This is a genomic window from Tianweitania populi, from assembly GCF_014652875.1.
GTDB lineage: Bacteria > Pseudomonadota > Alphaproteobacteria > Rhizobiales > Rhizobiaceae > Tianweitania > Tianweitania populi.
The window spans coordinates 350,827-371,152 of record NZ_BMZQ01000001.1; the positions used below are offsets into that span (position 1 = coordinate 350,827).

At 61.8% G+C, this 20,326-nt stretch carries 18 protein-coding genes; 12 read left to right on the forward strand and 6 right to left on the reverse strand.

Annotation, left to right across the window (positions count from 1 at the left end; genetic code table 11):
* Nucleotides 1-159: 159 nt before the first annotated feature.
* Together scpA and IE166_RS01715 are read right to left on the reverse strand one after the other, a co-directional pair.
* The gene (scpA, locus tag IE166_RS01710) at nt 160-2,280 is read right to left on the reverse strand and encodes a methylmalonyl-CoA mutase (RefSeq protein WP_189501261.1); all 2,121 of its coding nucleotides are present in this window, start codon (nt 2,278-2,280) and stop codon (nt 160-162) included.
* On the reverse strand, nt 2,277-3,713 hold the full coding sequence (locus IE166_RS01715) for a methylmalonyl-CoA mutase family protein (RefSeq protein ID WP_189501263.1): 1,437 nt from the start codon (nt 3,711-3,713) through the stop codon (nt 2,277-2,279). The genes scpA and IE166_RS01715 overlap by 4 nt, the downstream gene beginning before the upstream one ends.
* Before the next feature lie 219 nt (nt 3,714-3,932).
* Here IE166_RS01715 and IE166_RS01720 point away from each other — a divergent pair, with 219 nt between their 5' ends.
* Nucleotides 3,933-5,513: a helicase HerA-like C-terminal domain-containing protein gene (locus IE166_RS01720; protein ID WP_189503176.1), complete on the forward strand. Its 1,581-nt coding sequence runs from the start codon at nt 3,933-3,935 to the stop codon at nt 5,511-5,513.
* A 48-nt stretch (nt 5,514-5,561) separates the two neighbouring features.
* Here IE166_RS01720 and IE166_RS01725 read toward each other — a convergent pair whose 3' ends face one another.
* Both IE166_RS01725 and IE166_RS01730 read right to left on the reverse strand, forming a co-directional pair.
* Nucleotides 5,562-6,269, reverse strand: a complete 708-nt coding sequence (locus IE166_RS01725) for a L,D-transpeptidase (protein ID WP_189501265.1) — start codon at nt 6,267-6,269, stop codon at nt 5,562-5,564.
* Between the two features lie 176 nt (nt 6,270-6,445).
* Entirely contained in the window at nt 6,446-7,105 is a 660-nt protein-coding gene (locus tag IE166_RS01730; RefSeq protein WP_189501267.1) for a haloacid dehalogenase type II, read from the reverse strand.
* Between the two features lie 185 nt (nt 7,106-7,290).
* On the opposite strand from IE166_RS01730, the gene IE166_RS01735 reads away from it, so the two are divergent.
* The 4 genes from IE166_RS01735 to IE166_RS01750 all read left to right on the forward strand — a co-directional run bounded on the left by IE166_RS01735 (nt 7,291) and on the right by IE166_RS01750 (nt 10,433).
* On the forward strand, nt 7,291-8,166 hold the full coding sequence (locus IE166_RS01735) for a branched-chain amino acid aminotransferase (RefSeq protein WP_189501269.1): 876 nt from the start codon (nt 7,291-7,293) through the stop codon (nt 8,164-8,166).
* Between the two features lie 106 nt (nt 8,167-8,272).
* Nucleotides 8,273-8,875, forward strand: coding sequence for a superoxide dismutase (locus IE166_RS01740; protein ID WP_189501271.1), 603 nt, complete (start codon nt 8,273-8,275; stop codon nt 8,873-8,875).
* A gap of 180 nt (nt 8,876-9,055) precedes the next feature.
* Nucleotides 9,056-9,493, forward strand: coding sequence for a c-type cytochrome (locus tag IE166_RS01745; protein ID WP_189501273.1), 438 nt, complete (start codon nt 9,056-9,058; stop codon nt 9,491-9,493).
* 7 nt (nt 9,494-9,500) lie between these two features.
* Complete coding sequence (locus tag IE166_RS01750; protein ID WP_189501275.1) at nt 9,501-10,433, forward strand: cytochrome c; 933 nt, start codon at nt 9,501-9,503, stop codon at nt 10,431-10,433.
* On the opposite strand, the gene IE166_RS01755 is transcribed toward IE166_RS01750, so the two are convergent.
* Both IE166_RS01755 and IE166_RS01760 read right to left on the reverse strand, forming a co-directional pair.
* Complete coding sequence (locus IE166_RS01755; protein WP_244641288.1) at nt 10,434-11,915, reverse strand: MFS transporter; 1,482 nt, start codon at nt 11,913-11,915, stop codon at nt 10,434-10,436.
* Nucleotides 11,916-12,010: 95 nt separating this feature from the next.
* On the reverse strand, nt 12,011-14,119 hold the full coding sequence (locus IE166_RS01760; protein ID WP_189501277.1) for a S9 family peptidase: 2,109 nt from the start codon (nt 14,117-14,119) through the stop codon (nt 12,011-12,013).
* A 270-nt stretch (nt 14,120-14,389) separates the two neighbouring features.
* Between IE166_RS01760 and IE166_RS01765 the strand changes: the two genes are divergently transcribed.
* Genes IE166_RS01765 through mnhG form a run of 7 tightly spaced genes read left to right on the forward strand, consistent with a single transcriptional unit; the run spans nt 14,390 to nt 20,229 of the window.
* Nucleotides 14,390-16,732, forward strand: coding sequence for a putative monovalent cation/H+ antiporter subunit A (locus tag IE166_RS01765; RefSeq protein ID WP_189501279.1), 2,343 nt, complete (start codon nt 14,390-14,392; stop codon nt 16,730-16,732).
* The gene (locus tag IE166_RS01770; RefSeq protein ID WP_189501281.1) at nt 16,729-17,142 is read left to right on the forward strand and encodes an MnhB domain-containing protein; all 414 of its coding nucleotides are present in this window, start codon (nt 16,729-16,731) and stop codon (nt 17,140-17,142) included. Before IE166_RS01765 ends, IE166_RS01770 begins: the two co-directional genes overlap by 4 nt.
* Nucleotides 17,142-17,519 carry a Na+/H+ antiporter subunit C gene (locus IE166_RS01775; RefSeq protein WP_189503178.1) on the forward strand — a complete coding sequence of 126 codons (378 nt, stop codon included), beginning with the start codon at nt 17,142-17,144 and terminating at the stop codon, nt 17,517-17,519. The genes IE166_RS01770 and IE166_RS01775 overlap by 1 nt, the downstream gene beginning before the upstream one ends.
* 31 nt (nt 17,520-17,550) lie before the next feature.
* Nucleotides 17,551-19,056, forward strand: coding sequence for a Na+/H+ antiporter subunit D (locus tag IE166_RS01780; RefSeq protein ID WP_189503179.1), 1,506 nt, complete (start codon nt 17,551-17,553; stop codon nt 19,054-19,056).
* Nucleotides 19,056-19,526 carry a Na+/H+ antiporter subunit E gene (locus IE166_RS01785; protein ID WP_189501283.1) on the forward strand — a complete coding sequence of 157 codons (471 nt, stop codon included), beginning with the start codon at nt 19,056-19,058 and terminating at the stop codon, nt 19,524-19,526. Before IE166_RS01780 ends, IE166_RS01785 begins: the two co-directional genes overlap by 1 nt.
* Nucleotides 19,523-19,861 (forward strand): cation:proton antiporter, encoded by a 339-nt coding sequence (locus IE166_RS01790; RefSeq protein WP_189501285.1) that lies wholly within the window; start codon nt 19,523-19,525, stop codon nt 19,859-19,861. Before IE166_RS01785 ends, IE166_RS01790 begins: the two co-directional genes overlap by 4 nt.
* Complete coding sequence (gene mnhG / locus IE166_RS01795; protein WP_189501288.1) at nt 19,858-20,229, forward strand: monovalent cation/H(+) antiporter subunit G; 372 nt, start codon at nt 19,858-19,860, stop codon at nt 20,227-20,229. The genes IE166_RS01790 and mnhG overlap by 4 nt, the downstream gene beginning before the upstream one ends.
* The last annotated feature ends 97 nt before the right edge of the window (nt 20,230-20,326 follow it).

Below are 20,326 nucleotides of genomic sequence, written 5' to 3' on the forward strand. Positions count from 1 at the left end.
CTCCCCGAGCTTGCTGAGAGCGCCAGCATACTGATCCATGCAGCGCCGAGCAGCTTCCATCTGCAAGTCGAAATGCGTTTGATCATCTACCATCGGAGCAATCCAAGTTATAACATCTGTATAACCTAGATCGTTCGAAGTTGCAACATCAGTTACAACTCACGCAAGCAGCGCATCCATTAACCGATCCGCTGCATCCGGTATCACCGTACCCGGCGGGAAGATCTCGCTGGCGCCAGCTTGCCGTACGGCCTCGAAATCCTGCGGCGGGATCACGCCGCCAGCGACGATGATCATATCCTCGCGGCCGAGACGATGCAGCGCTTCGCGTAGTTCGGGGATCAACGTGAGGTGGCCGGCCGCGAGCGAAGAGGCGCCGACGATGTGAACGTCGTGCTCCACGGCCAACTTGGCGATCTCTTCCGGCGTCTGGAACATCGCGCCGACGGTGACGTCGAAGCCGAGGTCGCCGAAGGCTGTTGCGATGACCTTCTGGCCGCGATCATGGCCGTCTTGGCCCATCTTGGCGACCAAGATGCGTGGCTTTTCGCCGGTCTTCTTGGCGAACTGCTCGACCTTCTGCTGAACGCGATCAACCACCGGGTTCTGGCCGATCTCCTTCTTGTAAACGCCGGAAATGGTCTGAACGACCGCTGCATGGCGGCCGAAGGTCTTTTCAAGCGCCAGCGAGATTTCGCCGACGGTCGCCTTGGCACGGGCGGCGCGTACGGCAAATTCGAGCAGGTTGCCGTCGCGCTGTGCGGCTTTAGTCAGCGCGTCTAAGGCTTCCTCGACGGCCTGAACATCGCGCGTGCCTTTCAGCTGTTGCAGCTTGGACAGCTGGCGGGCGCGGACTTCGGCGTTGTCGATCTTAAGGACGTCGACTTCGATGTCGGTTTCCGGCTGGAATGTGTTGACGCCGATTAGGGCCTGCTCGCCGCCGTCGATGCGCGCCTGCGTGCGGGCGGCGGCTTCTTCGATGCGCAGCTTCGGAATGCCCTTTTCCACGGCATTGGCCATGCCGCCGAGCGTTTCGACTTCCTCAATATGGGCGAGCGCCTTGGTGACGAGCTCATGCGTCAGGCGCTCGACATAGGCCGAGCCGCCCCACGGATCGATGACGCGGGTAGTGCCGGATTCCTTTTGCAGCAGAAGCTGCGTGTTGCGGGCGATGCGCGCGGAATGGTCGGTCGGCAACGCCAGCGCCTCGTCGAAAGCGTTGGTGTGGAGCGACTGGGTATGGCCCTGCGTCGCCGCCATCGCCTCGATCATGGTGCGCATGATGTTGTTGTAGGGGTCCTGCGCCGTCAGCGACCAGCCGGAAGTTTGGCAGTGGGTGCGCAAGGAGAGCGAACGCTGGTCCTTGGGCGCGAAATTCTTCTGCATGAGTGCTGCCCATATCAGGCGAGCGGCGCGCATCTTGGCGACTTCCATGAAGAAGTTCATGCCGATCGCCCAGAAGAAGGACAGGCGCGGCGCGAAATGATCGATGTCGAGGCCGGCCGCAACACCGGCGCGGGCATACTCGATGCCGTCGGCGATCGTGTAAGCGAGCTCAAGGTCGGCGGTCGCACCGGCTTCCTGCATATGGTAGCCGGAAATAGAGATCGAGTTGAACTTCGGCATATGCTTCGACGTGTAGGCGAAGATGTCCGAGATGATCCTGAGCGAAGGTTTCGGCGGATAGATATAGGTGTTGCGGACCATGAACTCCTTGAGGATGTCGTTCTGGATGGTCCCGGCGAGGTTCTTTTGCGAAACGCCCTGTTCCTCGGCCGCCACGATATAAAGCGCCATGATCGGCAGCACTGCGCCGTTCATGGTCATCGACACCGTCATCTTGTCGAGCGGAATGCCGTCGAACAGCTGGCGCATGTCGAGGATGGAATCGATCGCCACGCCTGCCATGCCGACATCGCCGGCGACGCGCGGATGATCCGAGTCATAGCCACGATGGGTGGCGAGATCGAAGGCGACTGACAGGCCTTTTTGGCCGGCAGCGAGGTTGCGGCGGTAGAAGGCGTTGGACTCTTCGGCCGTCGAGAAGCCGGCATATTGCCGGACAGTCCAGGGCTGCTGGACATACATCGTCGGGTAGGGACCGCGGATAAACGGCGCGATGCCGGGCATGGTGTCGAGGTAAGACAGGCGGGCGAGGTCGTCGGCGCCATAAGCGCGCTTGACCGTGATGCCCTCAGGCGTGGTCCAGTTCTCGTCCTTGACGCGTGAGGGCGTGGCGACGGGAGTTGACCACCCGTGCTTGGTGAAATCCGGGATCATAGGGCGTCTCCCGCAAGGCGCTCGAGGAAGAGAGGCGAAAGCTGGTCGCAGAACACTGCGCCTTCCGTCAGGCCGGCGCGCCTTTCGGCTCGGATAATCTGCACGGGACGCTCGGCCTTGACGGGGTAAAGCGTGGTGCCGATCACCTCGCGCTTGCCGCCGCGAATGGCGTCGCCGCGTGCATCCGCCGTCGCCTTGATGCGGGCCTGCAGCTTGTTGTCCTTCAGGCTCTGCAGAATGCCGCCTTCAGCTTCGATCGCCTGGAACTCGGCCCACGCGGCCTGGCACAGCTCTTCCGTCAGCGCCTCGATCGCGCCCGAACCGGCGGCCGGATCGACCACGAAGTCGAGCTTGCTTTCGCCGGCCAGGATCAGCTGCGTGTTGCGTGCAATACGCCGGGCGAAGCCTTCCGGCAGACCGTGGGTGATGGTGTGCGGCAGGATCGACAGGCTGTCCGCGCCACCGATAGCGCCCGCAAACGCGGCGATGGTGGTGCGCAGGATATTTGTCTCGCAATCCTTGAACGCCATCATGCGGTAGGAGGTCTCGGCATGAATCTTGGCTGGCCGCGGTGCTACGCCGGAAAGCTCCTGCACGCGGGTCCAGAGCTGGCGCAGCGCGCGGATCTTGGCGATGGACAGAAGCTGATCCTGATCCACCGAGAGCGCGAAGCCGAGATACGGCACGGTGTGCTGCAGCGGCTGGCGGTTGGCCTCGATCATCCTGAGATGCGACACGGCGGCGGCCAGAATGGCGCCAAGCTCCTGGGCCTCGCTGGCGCCGGCATTGTGATAAACGCGGCCGTCGGCCTCGATCAGGATCGCCGGGATACCCATGTCGAAGAAATGGGCGAGCGAAGGGGGCATGGAGGCCGCAAGCGCCTCGATCGACATGCGCAGCCGTCCCGTGCCGCCGAAGATGGCGGCCGGATCGAGCCCGAGCGCGATGTCGAGCTTGGCTGGATCGACCGACTTGCGGGTCAGATGCTCGACCAGCCAGTCCACCGACATGCGCGTTTGCGGATGCACGTCGATGCGCAGGTGGATCTTGTTCAGCGGCACGCCTTCCAACGCGGTTGCCAGTGCTTCCGGTGTCGCAGGCAAGCCGTAGCCGAAAGCGTTCGGCGCACCTTCGAACACCAGCGCAAGGCCGGTCGCGCCTTGAGCGATATCGTCCAGTGCCTGCTTGTTGGCGCGAACGGGATCCACATCGTCGATGCGCTGCACGACGGTCCATGGCTTGGCGGGATTGGCGCGCGGCAAAAGATGCGGCTCGGCGCGAGTATAAAGCGGCTCGATGCGGAAGCCGTCGTCGCTATGCGACACGAGCGTTTCCTCGAAGACAGCGCCCTTCAACGCCTTTTCCGCAAGGGTGCGCCAGGCTTCCAACGAAGGGTCGGGAAACGCAGCCTGCCTGATCGAGCCGTAGTTCATTCTCACTCCCCGTATATTCGTGACCCGAAATCTAGGGCACGCGCGCAAAGCCCGCAATCAAAAGCCGCGCAATCAATCAACCGAACGCTTGTTAGGTTCTTGGCGTTCGAACGAGCGGCTTGCAAGTGCAAAGGCTCGGCTACCAGCCTGATTGTGGTGGCACATCAGGCTGACTATAGGATGACAGACAGACTGATTGGATCGAGGGACTTGGCTTTCATGTGGGCTGCTGAAACGATCTTTCTCGGCGCAAGCCGCAAGCCGGATGACAGCTATCAGGAGTCGGAAGAGTTGCTGCTGCGTTACGGCAACCGCCACGGTTTGGTGACGGGCGCGACGGGCACCGGCAAGACGGTGACGTTGCAGGTTCTGGCCGAGGGTTTTTCCAAGGCCGGCGTGCCGGTGTTCTGCGCCGACATCAAGGGTGATCTGTCCGGCATTGCGATGAAGGGCACGCCGCAGGATTTCCTCCTCAGGCGCGCTGAAGAAGTGCGGCTGACTCCTTACGAAAACGCCGCGTTTCCAGTGATCTTCTGGGACCTGTTCGGCGAACAGGGCCATCCGATCCGCGCCACCGTTTCCGAAATGGGACCGCTGCTTCTGTCGCGGCTGATGAACCTTTCGGAAGCGCAGGAAGGCATCATGAACATCGCCTTCAAGATCGCCGACGATGAGGGCCTGCTGCTGCTCGACATGAAGGACCTGCAGGCGCTGCTGGCCGATATTGCCGAGCGCTCCAAGGAGATCGGCGGGCGCTACGGCAATGTCAGCAAGGCTTCCGTCGGCGCCATCCAGCGCGCGCTGCTGGTGCTGGAACAGCAGGGCGGCAACCACTTCTTCGGCGAGCCCGCTTTGCGCATCCAGGATCTGATGCGCACCACGCAGGATGGCCGGGGCGCCGTCAACGTTCTGGCCGCCGACAAGCTGATGATGAACCCGCGTTTGTACGCGACCTTCCTTCTATGGCTCCTGTCGGAACTGTTCGAGGAACTGCCGGAGGTCGGCGACGTGGACAAGCCGAAGCTCGTCTTCTTCTTCGACGAGGCGCATCTCCTGTTCGACGAAGCGCCGAAGGTGCTGGTGGATCGCGTCGAGCAGGTCGTTCGGCTGATCCGCTCCAAGGGCGTCGGCGTTTTCTTTGTAACCCAGAACCCGCTCGACATTCCCGAAAGCGTGCTGGCGCAGCTTGGCAATCGCATCCAGCACGCGCTGCGCGCTTACACGCCGCGCGAGCAAAAGGCGGTGCGAACGGCGGCCGAAACCTTCCGTCCCAACCCGGATTTCGACTGCGCCACTGCCATTACACAGCTCGGCGTTGGCGAGGCGCTGGTTTCGGTGCTGGAAGCCAAGGCCGTGCCTTCGATCGTCCAGCGCACGCTGATCCGGCCGCCTTCGGGGCGTGTCGGCCCGGTGACCTCGCAAGAGCGCAGCGACCTGATCGCGAGGAGTCCCGTCGCCGGCCAATATGATGAGGCGATCGATCGCGAGTCGGCTTTCGAAGTCCTGCAGAAGCGAGCCAGCGATGCTGCCGAGCAGGAAGAAAAGGCGCAGGCGGAAGAGGGTGGCACCAAATGGACGCTGCCGGATTTCGGCCGAAACAAGCAGCCGGAAGAAGCAGCTCCGAAGCGCCGCACGCGCACTGGCTACGACAACAGCGCACCACGCCCCCGCGCGCCGCGCGCATCCAACCGCCAGACGGTCGCGGAAGCCGCCATTAAATCAGTGGTGCGCTCGGCAGGATCCTCCATCGGACGCGCATTGGTGCGTGGCATTCTTGGTGGCCTGAAGCGCGGCTTCTAACAAAAAAGCCCCGGCATGCCGGGGCTCTTCTACTAAAGCATGGAAGCTTCACATCACCACGATCGGCGTGCCGCTGGGCACGCGATCATACAGGTCGATCACGTCCTGGTTCATCATGCGCACGCAGCCTGATGATACGTTGCGGCCGATGGAAGCCCATTCCGGCGAGCCGTGCAGACGGTAAAGCGTGTCTTGGCCGTTCTGGAAGATGTAGAGGGCACGGGCGCCGAGCGGGTTCCTCAGACCGGGCGGCATGCCGCCGTTCTCGATGCTGTAGGGTTCAAGCTCGGGCTGGCGCGCGATCATCTCTGCCGGCGGCTTCCAATGCGGCCACTTTTTCTTCCACTGGATCACGCCCGTGCCCGACCATGCGAAACCTTCGCGTCCCAAGCCGACGCCGTAGCGCATCGCCTGGCCGTTGGGCATCGTGTAATACAGGAAGTGCCCGTTTGTATCGACGACGACCGTGCCCGGACGCTCGCCCGTCGGATTGGGCACGATCTGGCGGTAAAATTGCGGGTCGATCTTCTCATAAGGGATCGCCGGAATTTCGAACCCTTCGTCATACACCGGTCCGTACATGGAAGCGTAGTTCGAGGTTTCGTAGCTCGGCTCGGCAGGCGCAAGCTCGACGACCTGATCAACAGGCCCGATGCGGGTTGCGCAGGATGCCAGGAACGAGGACGCCGCGAGCACACCGGTACCCATGAGGAAGCGGCGCCGGTCGAGACGGTCGGACGGGTGGTGAACGGACATAGACGTGGGATCTGCCTTTTCAACTCAACGCAAAGCCAGGGGCACCGATGGCGATTGGCTTTCAATGCAAGAACACGTGACTGGCTTAAGAAATCCGGCAGAACCGTGGAATTTCAACGTCCGCTGTCAAACTCCGCCACTACTGTGCCCAATTGGCAACAACATGGATGCCAGATCTACGCGCCGCTCAAGCCGTTCAGGTCCGGCAGGATCAGCGTCGGCTTCAGGTCGAAATACTCGTCCGGCATGTTGGCGCGGTTGATCCACACCGTCCGGAAGCCGAACTTGGTGGCACCCGCAACATCCCAGCGGTTGGATGACTGGAACGACACGGCATCGGGATAAAGCCGCCATTGCGTCGTGACGAGATCGTACACGCCGGGATCGGTCTTGAAGCGGCCGATTGCATCCACGGAAAACACGTCATCGATGATGTCGTCCAGCGCGGCCGAGCGCACGGCGGAAGCAAGCATTGCCGGTGAACCGTTGGAGAGGATCGCAATGCGCGCGCCTGATGCCTTAAGGCTGCGCAACACGTTCGGCACTTCCGGATAACAATCCAGCGTCCAGTAGGCGTCGAGCAGTTTCTGGCGTAGCGATCGATCCGCGCTCGGCACGCGCGCAAAGGTATGATCCAGCGCCTGTTCGGTGAGCGCCCAGAAATCCTGATAGGCACCCATCAGAGTCCGCACCCAGGAATATTCCAGCTGTTTGGCGCGCCAAAGATCCGAAAAGAGCTGGCTGTCCGGGCCCATTTCAGCAACATGGCGGCGCACGGCGGCATGCACGTCGAACAGGGTGCCGTAGGCATCGAAGACATAATGAGAGAAGGGCATGGTCTGGTCCGGATCGTCTTGAATGATGCATTGGCCTAAGATCAGCCCGCGTCAAGCAGCGGTGTTTGATGGTCCGGCTGCTTGAGCCATGCTGGACCACTATCCGGCGGCTTTCAGGTGGTTGACGCCTTTCTAAAGAAGGTCCTTTGTGCCCGCACGAAACGACTCGTGAGAGCGCCAAGGACATGACCGAAAGCAAGCCCACCAAGACCAAGACCTGGACCTATCTCGACGGCGACTGGATCGAAGGCAACCCGATGATCGTCGGGCCGCAAACCCATGCGATGTGGATGGCGTCATCCGTCTTTGATGGCGCGCGCTGGTTCGAGGGCGTGGCGCCCGATCTCGATCTGCATGCCGCACGCGTCAACGTCTCGGCGGTCAATCTCGGTATGAAGGCGACGATGAACGCCGACGAGATCCTCGGCATCACGAAGGACGGCTTGAAAAAGTTCGACGGCAACACGGCCGTTTATATCCGCCCGATGTATTGGGCCGAAGATGGCGGCTATATGGGCGTCACGGCCGATCCGGAATCGACGCGCTTCCTCCTGTCGCTCTACGAATCGCCCATGCTGCCGCCAAGCGGCTTCTCGGTCACGCAGTCGCCGTTCCGCCGGCCATCGCTCGAAACCATGCCGACCAACGCCAAGGCCGGCTGCCTTTACCCCAACAATGGCCGCGCCATTCTCGAAGCGCGCTCACGCGGCTTCGACAATGCGCTGGTGCTCGACATGCTCGGCAATGTCGCGGAGACCGGCACATCCAACGTGTTCATGGTCAAGGACGGCGTTGTTTACACGCCGGTGCCGAACGGCAGCTTCCTGTCCGGCATCACCCGCATGCGCAACATCACGCTTCTGCGCGAGGCCGGCTACGAGGTCGTCGAGAAATCGCTCAAAGTCGCCGATTTCGTGGATGCGGACGAGGTCTTTTCGACCGGCAACCATTCCAAGGTCGTGCCGATCGTGAAGGTCGAAGACAAGAACTTCCAGCCGGGCCCTGTCGCCAAGAAAGCGCGCGAGCTTTACTGGGAGTGGGCGCATTCCACAACGGCATGACGTCGTGGAATTTTATACCTCGTCACGGGTGATGCGTTGTCATCAAAGTGATGCTGCCTATGTTTCACCTGTATCCGCACAGCCATTTCATTAGGGAGATTGTCCAATGGCCTTCCAACTTCCCGAGCTTCCATACGCCTACGACGCGCTTGCGCCGTACATGTCGGCGGAAACGCTGGAGTACCACCACGACAAGCACCACAAGGCTTATGTCGACACGGGCAACACGCTGGCTGAAAAGGCCGGTCTCGCCGACAAGTCGGTGGAAGAGATCGTCAAGGCGTCCTATGGCAAGGATCAGCCGCTCTTCAACAACGCCGCCCAGCACTACAACCACATCCATTTCTGGAAGTGGCTGAAGAAGGACGGCGGCGGCAAGAGCCTGCCGGGTAAGCTGCAGACCGCCTTCGACAGCGATCTCGGCGGCTACGACAAGTTCCGCAACGACCTTATCGAAGCCGGCAAGGGCCAGTTTGGTTCGGGCTGGGCCTGGGTGTCGTTGAAGGACGGCAAGCTCGAGATCAGCAAAACCCCGAACGGCGAAAACCCGCTGGTTCACGGCGGCACGCCGATCCTCGGCGTCGATGTGTGGGAACACTCCTATTACATCGACTACCGCAATGCCCGTCCGAAGTACCTCGAAGCCTTCGTCGATAACCTCATCAACTGGGACTACGTCCTGGAGCGCTACGAAGCCGCTTCGGCCTGATATCGGTTCGGTTGGTTTGTGAAAGCCCCGCTTCGGCGGGGCTTTTTCTTTGTGCGCCCGCGCATCATTGAACGCTGTGTTCATGAACACGGCATCGTTCTCACACTTGTTTGTCCGCGACTTTTCATCTGCGTCGTGCATGTTGCGTCTCAGGGACTGTCGATCATCTCGGAGGAATGGATGAAGAAGATCGTACTCACCGCTAGTTTGCTGGCCATGTCGTTTGGAATGGCTCACGCAGACCCCATCGCCGACCGCCAGGCGCTCATGAAGGACATGGGCCGCGCCGTCGGTTCGGTGGCCAAGATCGCCAAGGGCGAGCAACCGTTTGACGCCGCAGCCGTAAAGGCGGCGTTCGCGACCATGGCGGCTGATGCCAAGAAGCTCGATGCCGACACGCTGTTCCCGGACGGCACGCAGACCGGCGGCGACACCGAAGCCTCACCGAAGATCTGGGAAGATCGCCCCGGCTTCAAGACGCTGATCGCCAAATACCAGACCGATACGGCTGCTGCGGTTGCGGAAGATCCGCAGGATCTCGCGGCGTTCCAGGCGCAGTTTCGCACCGTGACGGCCAACTGCGGTTCCTGCCACCAGAACTATCGCGTCAAGAAGTGATCTTGTCGTGAGATGGCCAGCCAAGATCGGCCTGACGCTTGTCGGACTGGGCGTCGTTGCGGCGGGAACCGGCTGGGTCCTGTCCGCGCCGCAGCGCGTGTCGGCAGAGACGGTGGCCGCGCTCGACACCGGCGACGCGGAAGCCGGCCGCCGCATCTTCTTTGCGGCCGGCTGCGCGTCGTGCCACGCCAAGCCAGGCTCAGAAGGCGATGCGCTGCTCCAATTGCCCGGCGGCGTAAAGCTCGCGACCGCTTTCGGCACCTTCGTTGCGCCGAACATCTCGCAGCATCCGACGGACGGCATCGGCAGTTGGTCGGTGGAAGATTTGGCGAATGCCATGATGAAGGGCGTGACGCCGGATGGCACGCATCTGTACCCAGCCTTTCCCTATACGTCCTATGCCCGCATGGAGCCCGGCGACATCGCTGACCTCTACGCCTTCCTGAAAACCACGCCAGCCGTTGCGGGCAAGGCACCGCCGAATGAAGTGGGCTTCCCGTTCAACATGCGCCGTGGCTTGGGGCTTTGGAAGCAGGTCAATCTCAGCGACGAGCCGGTCGTTGCGCTTGGCGACGAGGCCTCCGAGCAGGTGCGGCTCGGGCAATATCTGGTGGAAGGTCCCGGCCACTGCGGTGAATGTCATACCCCGCGGGATGCCACTGGCGGCTCGATCAAGAACCAGTGGCTCGCGGGTGCCGTCGCGGCTGAAGGCGAGGGCCGCATCCCCAACATTACGCCGGATGGCGCGGTGGGCGGTTGGTCCGAAGCCGATCTCGTGAACTACTTCGAGACCGGCTTCACGCCTGACTTCGACTCGGTCGGCGGGTCGATGGTTGAGGTGCAAAAGAACCTCGCGCAACTGCGCGCCGAGGATCGCGAGGCGATCGCTGCCTATCTCAAAGCCATCCCAGGCAGGCCGAACGGCTACCCGGCGCGCTGATCAATCGGCGACGACATGAGCGTGCGAAGAGCCGCGCTCCTGTTGGGCCGGCGCCTTGAGGAAGAACACCAGCAGCGCCACGCTGCCGAAGGCCGCGAACTCGTAGAAGATCGCGGTGCGCATGGCGTCGATATAGGCGACCTTGTCGCCAGCACCCGCACCGTTTGCATCCAGCATGGTGAAGAAGATCTGGCCAACGATCGCCACGCCGAACGCAGCGCCCATCTGCTGAAACGACTGCAGGGCGCCGGAGCCTGAACCCGCATCGCGTGGCGGAACATTGGCGAGCACGCTCTGGAACAGAGACGAGATCGTGCCGCCTAGCCCCAAACCGCCAAGAAACAAGGCCGGCGCGATGGTCCAGTGATCGGCAAAGCTGGTGACATCAGGAATGACGAAGCGCAGCCACAGCATGGAGCAAACCAGAAGCGTCGTGCCGGTCGCCACACGCTGGCGCAGGAAGCGACCGCCCAAGCGATTGTTGACCAGCGAGATCAGCAACACGCCGACGGGGAAGGGAATGGTGGTGAGGCCCGATTGCAGTGGCGTGAACCCCAGCCCGCTTTGCAGAAGAAGCGCCAGAACCATGAAGAAGCCGGCCACGCCGGAAAAGAACAGCACGACCATCAGCCCGCCCAGCATGTAATTGCTATTGGACAGGAGATGCGCCGGCAAAAGCTGAGCCTTGTCCGCTGCTTCGCGCCGGTGCTCATAGAAAAAGAAGCAGCCGAATCCCAACACCGCCAGAACGATGAGGCCGAAGATCCAGGTCGGCCAACCGAAGCCGCGACCTTCGATCAGCGCGAAGATGATCAGCAGAACGGAGGCGCCGGCCAGCAGCGTGCCGACCGCATCATTCTTGATGCTGCGGTCGCCGGGCAAGCGCGGCACCACGATCTGCGCGGCGATCAGCGCGACTATGCCGACGGGAATGTTGACGAGGAAGATCGGCCGCCAGTCAAGCCCGGCAATGTTGGCGTTTATCAGCAAGCCGCCGGCAAGCGGACCTGCTACGGATGCCAGCCCTGCGCTTAATCCAAAGAAGGAAAAGGCCGCGCCACGTTCATTGGGCGGGAACGTCACCGTGACGATCGCCAGCACCTGCGGCATCATCATCGCACCGGAAAAGCCCTGCAAAGCGCGCGCCACGACCAACCAGTTGATCGACGGCGCCATGCCGCAGAGCGCGGAGAACAGCGTAAAGCCAAACACGCCGATCAGGAACATCCGCTTTCGACCGATCCGATCGCCAAGCCGCCCGAACGGCAGAAGTCCGATCGCAAAGGCGAGGATGTAAGCCGCGACCACCCATTCGATCTGGCTGGGCGAAGCCTGCAGGTTGCGCTGCAGGCTAGGCAAAGCGACGTTCACGATGTTCACGTCGATGAGGTTCATGAAGCCGGCGAGCAGCAGAATGATCAACATCAGCCAGCGCCGCTCGTAGGGTTGCTGCGGCGAGGTGGCGTGCGGCGGCTGGGACATGCAACGACTTTCGGGAGAGCGGCTGGGCAGCCGCGGCAGGGAACCAGACACAGAAGTATTGAAGGCGCGGATGGTTGCTCATCCGCGCAGCGATATCAGCCGCTGGTTGCGTCCTTGCCCGTCACCTTCAGCGCAAAGGCATAGGAATAGGCGATCTCCTCCAGCCGCGAGAACCGGCCCGAAGCACCGGCATGGCCGGCATCCATGTTGATACGGAACAGCACGGGATTGTCGGAGGTCGAGTGCTCGCGCAGCCGAGCCACCCACTTGGCCGGTTCCCAATAGGTCACACGCGGATCGGTGAGGCCCGCCACCGCCAGGATTGGTGGGTAGGGGTGCGCACCGACATTGTCATAGGGCGAATAGGCAGCAATCGCCTTGTAGTCCGCTTCCGACGTGATCGGATTGCCCCATTCCGGCCATTCCGGCGGGGTCAGCGGCAGCGTGTCGTCGAGCATGGTTGAGAGCACGTCGACAAAGGGCACTTCGGCGATGATGCCGCCAAACGCGTCCGGCGCGAGATTGGCAACGGCGCCCATCAGCATGCCACCGGCGGATCCGCCTTGCGCAACGATGCGGTCATGGCTGGTGTAGCCTTCCGCAACGAGGTGCTTTGCGGCTGCGATGAAGTCGGTGAAGGTGTTCTGCTTGGCGGCGCGCTTGCCGTTCTCGTACCAGGCATAGCCCTTGTCCTTGCCGCCGCGAATATGGGCGATGGCATAAACGAAGCCACGATCCACCAGCGACAGGCAGTTGGTGTTGAAGCTGGCGGGGATGGTGATGCCGTAGGAGCCATAGCCGTAAAGCAGGCAGGGCGCGGAGCCATCCAGTTTCGTGTCACGATGGTAGAGCAGCGATACCGGCACGAGCTCGCCATCGGGAGCCGGCGCCATCAGCCGGCGCGTGACGTAATCGTCGGGGTTGTGGCCGGACGGCACTTCCTGCGTCTTTAACAGCGTGCGTTCGCGCGTGCGCATATTGTAGTCGAACAGCTGCGACGGCGTGGTCATCGAGGAGTAGGAAAAGCGGATCGTGTCCGTGTCATATTCCAGCGAACCGCCGAGCCCCAGCGAATAGGCTTCCTCGTCAAAGGCGATGCGATGCTCTTCGCCGGTTGAACGCTCGCGCACGACGATGCGCGGCAGTCCGTCCTTGCGCTCGAGCCAGACGAGGAAGTCGCGGAAGGATTCGACCGACAGAATAAGTCGACCGGGCTCGTGCGGCACGAGTTCGCGCCAGTTCTCCCGAATCGGATTCTCAACGGGCGCTTCCATGATCTTGAAATCCTTGGCGCCGTCGGCATTGGTCAGGATGAAGAAGACATCGCCGCCTTCTTCCAGATCATATTGCATGCCGGTCTCGCGGGCCGCCACCAGCTTGGGCTCGGCACTCGCATCATCGGCCGGGAAGATGCGGTATTCGGACGTCTCGTGATCGTGGATCGAGATCATGATCCATTTGTTGTCGCGCGTTCCGCCCACACCCACGAAGAAGCCCGGATCCTCTTCCTCGAAGATCATCCGGTCGGTTTCGGCCGATGTGCCGATTGCGTGATGGAAGACGCGCGACGGTCGATGATTGGCATCGAGGCGCGTGTAGAAGAAGCCGTCACTTCCAGCCGTCCAGACACCTTCGCCGCCGGTATCCGGCACGAGTTCGTCGAGATCCTGTCCGTCATCGAGGTTGCGCACGCGCAGCGCGTAGAATTCCGAACCCTTGTCGTCATAGCCCCACAGCAGGCTGTTATGGTCGGGCGAATGGTCGACGCCGCCGAGGTGGAAATAAGCGCGGTCGGCGGCTTCCTTGTCGCCATCGAGCAGGATCACCTGCTCGCCGCCTTCGCGAGGCGTGCGGAAGTAGCGGGGCTGTTCGCCGCCCAGCACATAGGATGAGCCGTAAGCGAAGGGTCCGTCCTTCATGGGCACGGATTGATCGTCTTCCTTGATGCGGCCGCGCATTTCCTTGAACAGCGCTTCGCGAAGCGCTGCCGTCTCCGCCATCATTGCGGTTTGATAGGCCGTTTCAGCCTCCAGATGCGTGCGGATCGCCGGATCGAGCAAGGTCGGATCGCGGAACACGTCTTGCCAGTTGTCGGCCCGCAGCCAAGCCAAATCGTCTTCCCGGGTGATGCCGTGACGTGTGTCGCTCCAGGGGCGACGAAGCACGGTCGGGGGCGTGACGGCGGGGAAGATCGGCTTGGTCATGCGAGGTCTCTGACGAAAAAGTGTTTGATTTCAATAGCTTCTGCTCTGCTGAAGAAGCAGATGTTGGTAAACGCGCGAAACTACCGGAAACATAGGCATTTGATGATCCGAAGTCATCCGCGCACCGCTGCCAAAATCCCGTGGAGAATGGCTATCGAGGCCATATCCTTGGTTGTACAGGCAATTTCCCAGGTGGCAGTTTGATGCAACCCGCGATAGGCAGGCTTGAGAACTCGGGATCGCCACGCGAAACAGCGTCAAAGGAGAGGCATGCAGCAGGCCACGGATGCAACATTATTGATTGCGCTTGGCCTGCCGTTCATCGGCGCGGCTTTGGCGCCAATGGTGATGCGCCGGATGGGCGTGGCAGGAGCCTGGCTGCTCGCTTCGATCCCCGCCTTTGCCTTCTTCGCCTTCGCCTCGCAGATCCGGTCGATTTCGGAAGGCACGGCCGTTGTCGGTGGCCTCGACTGGATTCCCAGCCTGGGCGTCAGCCTGTCCTGGTATCTGGACGGTCTCTCGCTTGCTTTCGCGCTGCTGATCTCCGGCATCGGTTTTCTGATCGTGCTCTATGCCGGCGGCTACCTCAAGGGCCATCCGCATCACGGCCGCTTCATGGGTTTCCTGCTGCTCTTCATGGGCGCGATGCAGGGGCTCGTCGCGGCCGACGGGTTCCTGACGCTGTTCGTGTTCTGGGAACTGACCTCCATCGCCTCCTTCCTGCTGATCGGCTTCGATCATCAGCGCGAAGCCAGCCGCCGCGCAGCCCTGCAGGCGCTTGTCGTCACGGGAATGGGCGGTCTGGCGCTGCTAGCCGGTCTCATCACGATCGGCATGGCGACCACGACGGACACGCTGTCAGCGCTATTGGCCGATCGTGATGCCCTGCGCACAAGCGCCTTCTACACGCCGGCGCTGATCCTTATCCTGCTTGCCGCTTTCACCAAGTCCGCGCAGTTCCCGTTTCACTTCTGGCTGCCCAACGCCATGGAAGCGCCGACGCCCGTGTCGGCCTATCTGCATTCGGCAACCATGGTGAAGGCCGGCGTTTACCTGCTGATGCGCTTGAACCCGGTGATGGGTGACACCGCACTTTGGCAAACCATTCTGCCGCTGTTCGGGGGCACGACCCTGATCGTTGGCAGCGTGCTGGCGCTACGCCAAAGCGATCTCAAGCTGATGCTGGCTTACACGACCGTCGGCTCGCTCGGTCTTTTGGTGATGCTGACCGGCTTCGGCACCGAAACGGCGGTGCTGGCGGCCGTGCTTTATCTCATCGCGCATGCGCTGTTCAAAGGCGCGCTGTTCATGGTGGTCGGCATTCTCGACCATGAAACCGGCACCCGGCGGATCGAAGACCTGAGCGGTTTGCGGCGCACCATGCCGCTGACCTTTGCGGCAGCCTTGGGCGCGGGGCTTTCCATGGCCGGCATCCCGCTTTTCACCGGCTTCCTTGCCAAGGAAACGATCTATGAGGCTTTGACGGGAGGCGCGGGGGCTTGGTCGCTGCTGGTGCTGATCGTCGCCATCCTCGGCAACGCCGCCATGGTCGCCATCGGTTTTGAGGTCGGCTTGAAGCCCTTCATTGGTGAAACGCGCCCAACGCCGCAGGCTGCGCATGAGGCGCCGGTGCTGTTGTGGCTGGGGCCAGTGGTGCTTGCCGTGGCAGGGCTTGGGCTTTCTCTGCTATCCTATTGGTTCTACAGCTTTCTGGCTGATCCAATGGCCAGCGCCATAGCAGACGCGTCGGTGCGCAACCATGCTTCGCCCTTGCCGCATATAAGCCTCGCCTTCGGCCTTTCGCTGTTCACTCTTGCGATCGGCGCTGTGCTCTATCTAGGTCTTGATGGCTTGCGCCGCGGCATTAGCGGTGGGCTGGCGGCGTTTGGCTGGGGGCCGGATCGTGGCTTCGATCAAGTCATGCGCGGACTAGTTCGGCTGGCGGTGCGTGTCACGGCCGTGGTGCAGAACGGGCGGCTCGACGTGTATATTACTGTCGCTTTCGTGGTGATCGCCGCAGCACTGCTTCTGCCGATGATCCTTGCCGGCGAGCTACCGGCTTTGCCTTCCATTCCGATGCTCCAGCTGCATGAATGGGCGGTGATGCTGGTGGCGGTCACCGGTCTTTACGCCGTGTTGCGTACCCGCAATCGCCTGACCGCCATCGCCTCCCTTGGCATCCAAGGCTTTGCAGTTGCTGTGCTTTTCCTGTTGATGGGCGCGCCGGATCTGTCCTTCACCCAGTTCATGGTGGAAACGCTGTCGGTGGTCATCCTGGCGCTTGTCATGACGCGCATCCGGCTCGACCCGACCGACCATCGGCCCTGGAACGAGAAGCTGCTCGACGGCACGATTGCGATTGCCTGCGGACTGGGCTTCGGCCTGCTTCTGCTGAAGGTGACGCAAGGTGTTTTCGATACGGCGCTGACGGACTTCTTCAATGCCAACGCCCGGCTCATCGCGCATGGGCGCAATGTCGTGAACGTCATCATCGTCGATTTCCGCGGGTTCGATACGCTGGGTGAGATCGCTGTGGTGACGATCACCGGGCTGGCGATCCTGGCTATTATCCGTATCGGCACACCTCGGGAAAAGCGGGAAAATCGGCCATGAAGACGCTGATTTTCCGATCGATTGCGCCGTATTTGACCGCTTTGGTGCTGCTTTTTTCCGCTTTTGTGACGCTGCGCGGGCATAACGAGCCCGGTGGCGGCTTCATCGGCGGTCTTCTCGCCGCTTCCGCCTTCGCCCTCTATGGAATCGCCTTCGGAGTGCCCGAAGCGCGTCGCGCAATGTGGTTTCATCCGATGTCGGTGGCCGGAACTGGACTGCTGCTGTCGGCCATCTCCGGCCTGCCGTCCTTCTTCCGTGACACGCCGTACCTGACCGGTGTCTGGACGACGGCACCGCTTTTCCATTTCGATGTCGCGACCATCATCCTGTTCGACATCGGCGTTTATCTCGTGGTGGCAGGGGCGATGACGTCGATTGCCCTGGCGCTGGAAGATTCGGGCGAGGGATGATGGAAGCCGTCTTTTCGCTCCTCGTCGGTTTGTTCTTCGCCGCCGGCATTTATCTGATGCTGTCGAAGGCGATCGTGCGCATTCTGTTGGGCATCGTGGTGTTCGGCAATGCGGTAAACCTGCTGATCTTCGCGGCCGGACGGATCATGCGCGAGGTGCCGCCGGTGATGGCGCCGGACATGATGCAACTGACGGGGCAAACGGCCAATCCGCTGCCGCAGGCGCTGATCCTGACGGCGATCGTGATTTCCTTCTCCTTCTTTGCCTTTTTGCTGGTGCTGACCTTCCGCACCTATCAGGAGGTCGGAACCGACGACACGGTGAAGCTCAGGGTTGCCGAGCCTGAGGGCGAGGTCCTGCCGCCGATGGGATACTGACGTGGCCGGACCGATCGATATCACAGGCGCGATGATCACCACCGCTACGCCGGCCGGGGACTGGCTGGCGATCGTGCCGATTGCTCTGCCGATCATCGCCGGCGCATCGCTTTTGATGCTGCGCAAACGCTTGCACTGGCAGGCGCCGATCGCAGTGGCGACGCTGGCGCTGGTGTCGCTCGCCACCATGGCGCTGTTCGTGCGGGTTTGGACGTCAGGCACTGTGGTCATGACGATGGGGCGCTGGCTGCCGCCTTTCGGCATCTCGTTCACCGTGGATGTGCTGGGCGCTCTCTTTGCCTGTACGGCATCGCTGGTGGCGCTGGCTTGCGGTGTGGCGGCCGTCCAGTCGATCGAGCGGCCGGCACGGCGCTACGGCTATTTCCCGTTTCTGCTGCTGACCTCGGTTGGCGTGAACGGCGCGTTTCTGACCGGCGACATCTTCAACATGTATGTCTGGTTCGAGGTCTTCCTGATCTCGTCCTTCGGACTGCTGGTAGTTGGCTCGACCCGGGCTCAGCTCGACGGGACGCTGAAATACGGGGTGCTGAACCTGATCGGCACGACGCTCTTCCTGATCGCGACGGGCTACCTTTATGGCGTGCTCGGCACGCTCAATATGGCCGACATCGTCAGAAAAGTGCCACAACTCGATGGCGCCCCGCTGATGACGCTGGCCGCGCTCTATCTCACCGCCTTCGCGATGAAGGCGGCGGCGTTCCCGGTACAGGCCTGGCTGCCGGCCGCCTACCATACGCCGAATGTCGTCACTTCCGCCTTCTTCGGCGGCGTGCTGACGAAGGTGGGCGTGTATGCGCTGCTGCGGGTTCTGGTTCTGCTGTTTCCGATGCAACTGGCCGGTTTGTCGGGCGTGATGGCCTGGATTGCGGCGGTGACGATGGTGCTGGGTGCGCTGGGTGCTTTGGCGCAAAGCGATATCCGGCGCATGGTGGGGTTTCTGGTGATTTCCGGCGTGGGCGTGATGCTGTCGGGTCTTGCGATCGGGACCGGGCCGGCGCTGGCGGGCGGCATCTTCTACGCGCTGCACTCCATGGTCGCGCTGACCGCGTTCTATCTGCTGGCCGGCTTCATTGCCGATCGTGCCGGCAGCGCATCCCTGCATGTGCTGGGCGGGCTGTCCTCGGTTCCGCTTCTGACGGGCGTGGCGTTCATCCTGATGCTCTGCATCGCCGGTCTGCCGCCGGGCTCGGGGCTTTGGCCGAAGATCATGGTGGTGCGCGCGGCGCTGGAAGCGCAGCATGGCTGGCTCACGGCGGCGATCCTTGTATCGAGCCTGTTGACGATCATTACGCTTGGCCGGTTCTTTCTGCTCACCGTCTGGCGTCCGGCAGTTGCAGATGCTGTTTTGGCGGAAGGCAAGCGATCGTCCTGGCCGGGACCGATGTTGGCGCTGACGGCGGTAGCGCTCCTGATGGGCCTCTATCCCGAGCCTTTCGTGCAGGCAGCAAGCCGCGCCGCCGACGGGCTGCTCGACCCGGCGGCCTACGTGCAGGCAGTGTTCGGAGGGCAAAACTGATGCCCGTGCTGCTTGCCTGTTTGTTCACCCTGATCTGGCTTGGCATCACCGGTAGCTGGACGCTGCCGAACCTTCTGCTTGGCCTGCTGCTTTCGGCTGTCGCCTTGACGCTGGTGCGCTTTCAGCTCGGCACGCCGCAAAGTGTGCGGCGTCCTGGAAAGATCGTCGCGCTTCTGGTGCTGTTCATTGTCGAACTCATCAAGTCCGCCTGGCGCGTGCTGGTGCTGGTGCTGCAACCGCGGATGCAGGTGAAGCCGGGCATCATCGTCTACCCGCTGCGGGTGCAAAGTGATTTCCAGATCGCGCTTTTGGCCAACTTGATCACGCTGACGCCGGGAACGCTGACGGTCGATGTGACGGCTGACCGCAGCCATCTGATCATCCATGCGCTGGACGCAGCCGATCCCGAGGGCATTCGCGCCGATATCGAAAGCGGCTTCGAGCGTCGGATTCTGGAGGCATTCGGATGAACCTTGCCGCCGACTTCCTATGGATTGCGATCCATGTCGCCTTAGGCGTACTCAGCCTCGCTTTTCTGATGGCGATGTGGCGCGTGTTGCGTGGACCGACCCTGCCCGACCGGGTGGTGGGGCTCGATACGTTGGTGGTGATTGCGATCGGCTTCATCGCGACGATCGGGATCAAGACCGGCTTTACGCTCTATGTCGATATCGCACTGGCGCTGGGATTGGTGGGCTTCCTTGCCACCGTCGCATTCGCACGCTTTACGCTCAGCCTGCAGGGCAAGATCCAGCAGCGCAGCGACGAGACAGAAAAGCGTTTGAATGGAGAGCAGGGCACATGATGGATGCGATATGTGACAGCATTGCTGCCATTCTTTTGCTTGTTGGTTCGCTCTTTACTTTGACGGCCGCCATCGGGTTGCTGCGGCTTCCTGATGTATATTCACGCATGCATGCCGCTTCAAAGGCCGGAACGCTTGGTTCCTGCGTGATTTTGCTGGCCTTGGCGGTGGTTGAAGCCGATCTGGCGGTCGCCACACGGGTGTTAGCGGCCATCGTGTTTTTCATTATAACGGCGCCGATCTCAGCACATCTGCTCGCCCGTGCGGCACTGACCGCAGGTTATCCGCTTTGGCGCGGCTCAGTGCGCAACGAAATGGATAATATGATTGACGCTCCCGTTTCAAAACCGGCTGAAGCGTCCGAATAGACTCCACTTCTCCTGCAGACTGCCCGTCAAATAAGCTATTGCCTCCCTTCGATGTGCTACAAAAAGGGTTGGCTCAGTGCTCAGTTAGGGTCCTATA

Bases quoted from the DNA above. Each gene is read 5' to 3' on its own strand.
- IE166_RS01790 (WP_189501285.1), top strand. From the start codon at position 19,523: ATGAACCTTGCCGCCGACTTCCTATGGATTGCGATCCATGTCGCCTTA.
- IE166_RS01765 (WP_189501279.1), top strand. From the start codon at position 14,390: ATGCAGCAGGCCACGGATGCAACATTATTGATTGCGCTTGGCCTGCCG.
- IE166_RS01715 (WP_189501263.1), bottom strand. From the start codon at position 3,713: ATGAACTACGGCTCGATCAGGCAGGCTGCGTTTCCCGACCCTTCGTTG.
- IE166_RS01735 (WP_189501269.1), top strand. From the start codon at position 7,291: ATGACCGAAAGCAAGCCCACCAAGACCAAGACCTGGACCTATCTCGAC.
- IE166_RS01730 (WP_189501267.1), bottom strand. From the start codon at position 7,105: ATGCCCTTCTCTCATTATGTCTTCGATGCCTACGGCACCCTGTTCGAC.
- mnhG (WP_189501288.1), top strand. From the start codon at position 19,858: ATGATGGATGCGATATGTGACAGCATTGCTGCCATTCTTTTGCTTGTT.
- IE166_RS01745 (WP_189501273.1), top strand. From the start codon at position 9,056: ATGAAGAAGATCGTACTCACCGCTAGTTTGCTGGCCATGTCGTTTGGA.
- IE166_RS01760 (WP_189501277.1), bottom strand. From the start codon at position 14,119: ATGACCAAGCCGATCTTCCCCGCCGTCACGCCCCCGACCGTGCTTCGT.
- IE166_RS01740 (WP_189501271.1), top strand. From the start codon at position 8,273: ATGGCCTTCCAACTTCCCGAGCTTCCATACGCCTACGACGCGCTTGCG.
- IE166_RS01755 (WP_244641288.1), bottom strand. From the start codon at position 11,915: ATGTCCCAGCCGCCGCACGCCACCTCGCCGCAGCAACCCTACGAGCGG.
- IE166_RS01770 (WP_189501281.1), top strand. From the start codon at position 16,729: ATGAAGACGCTGATTTTCCGATCGATTGCGCCGTATTTGACCGCTTTG.
- IE166_RS01785 (WP_189501283.1), top strand. From the start codon at position 19,056: ATGCCCGTGCTGCTTGCCTGTTTGTTCACCCTGATCTGGCTTGGCATC.
- IE166_RS01720 (WP_189503176.1), top strand. From the start codon at position 3,933: ATGTGGGCTGCTGAAACGATCTTTCTCGGCGCAAGCCGCAAGCCGGAT.
- IE166_RS01775 (WP_189503178.1), top strand. From the start codon at position 17,142: ATGGAAGCCGTCTTTTCGCTCCTCGTCGGTTTGTTCTTCGCCGCCGGC.
- IE166_RS01780 (WP_189503179.1), top strand. From the start codon at position 17,551: ATGATCACCACCGCTACGCCGGCCGGGGACTGGCTGGCGATCGTGCCG.
- IE166_RS01725 (WP_189501265.1), bottom strand. From the start codon at position 6,269: ATGTCCGTTCACCACCCGTCCGACCGTCTCGACCGGCGCCGCTTCCTC.
- scpA (WP_189501261.1), bottom strand. From the start codon at position 2,280: ATGATCCCGGATTTCACCAAGCACGGGTGGTCAACTCCCGTCGCCACG.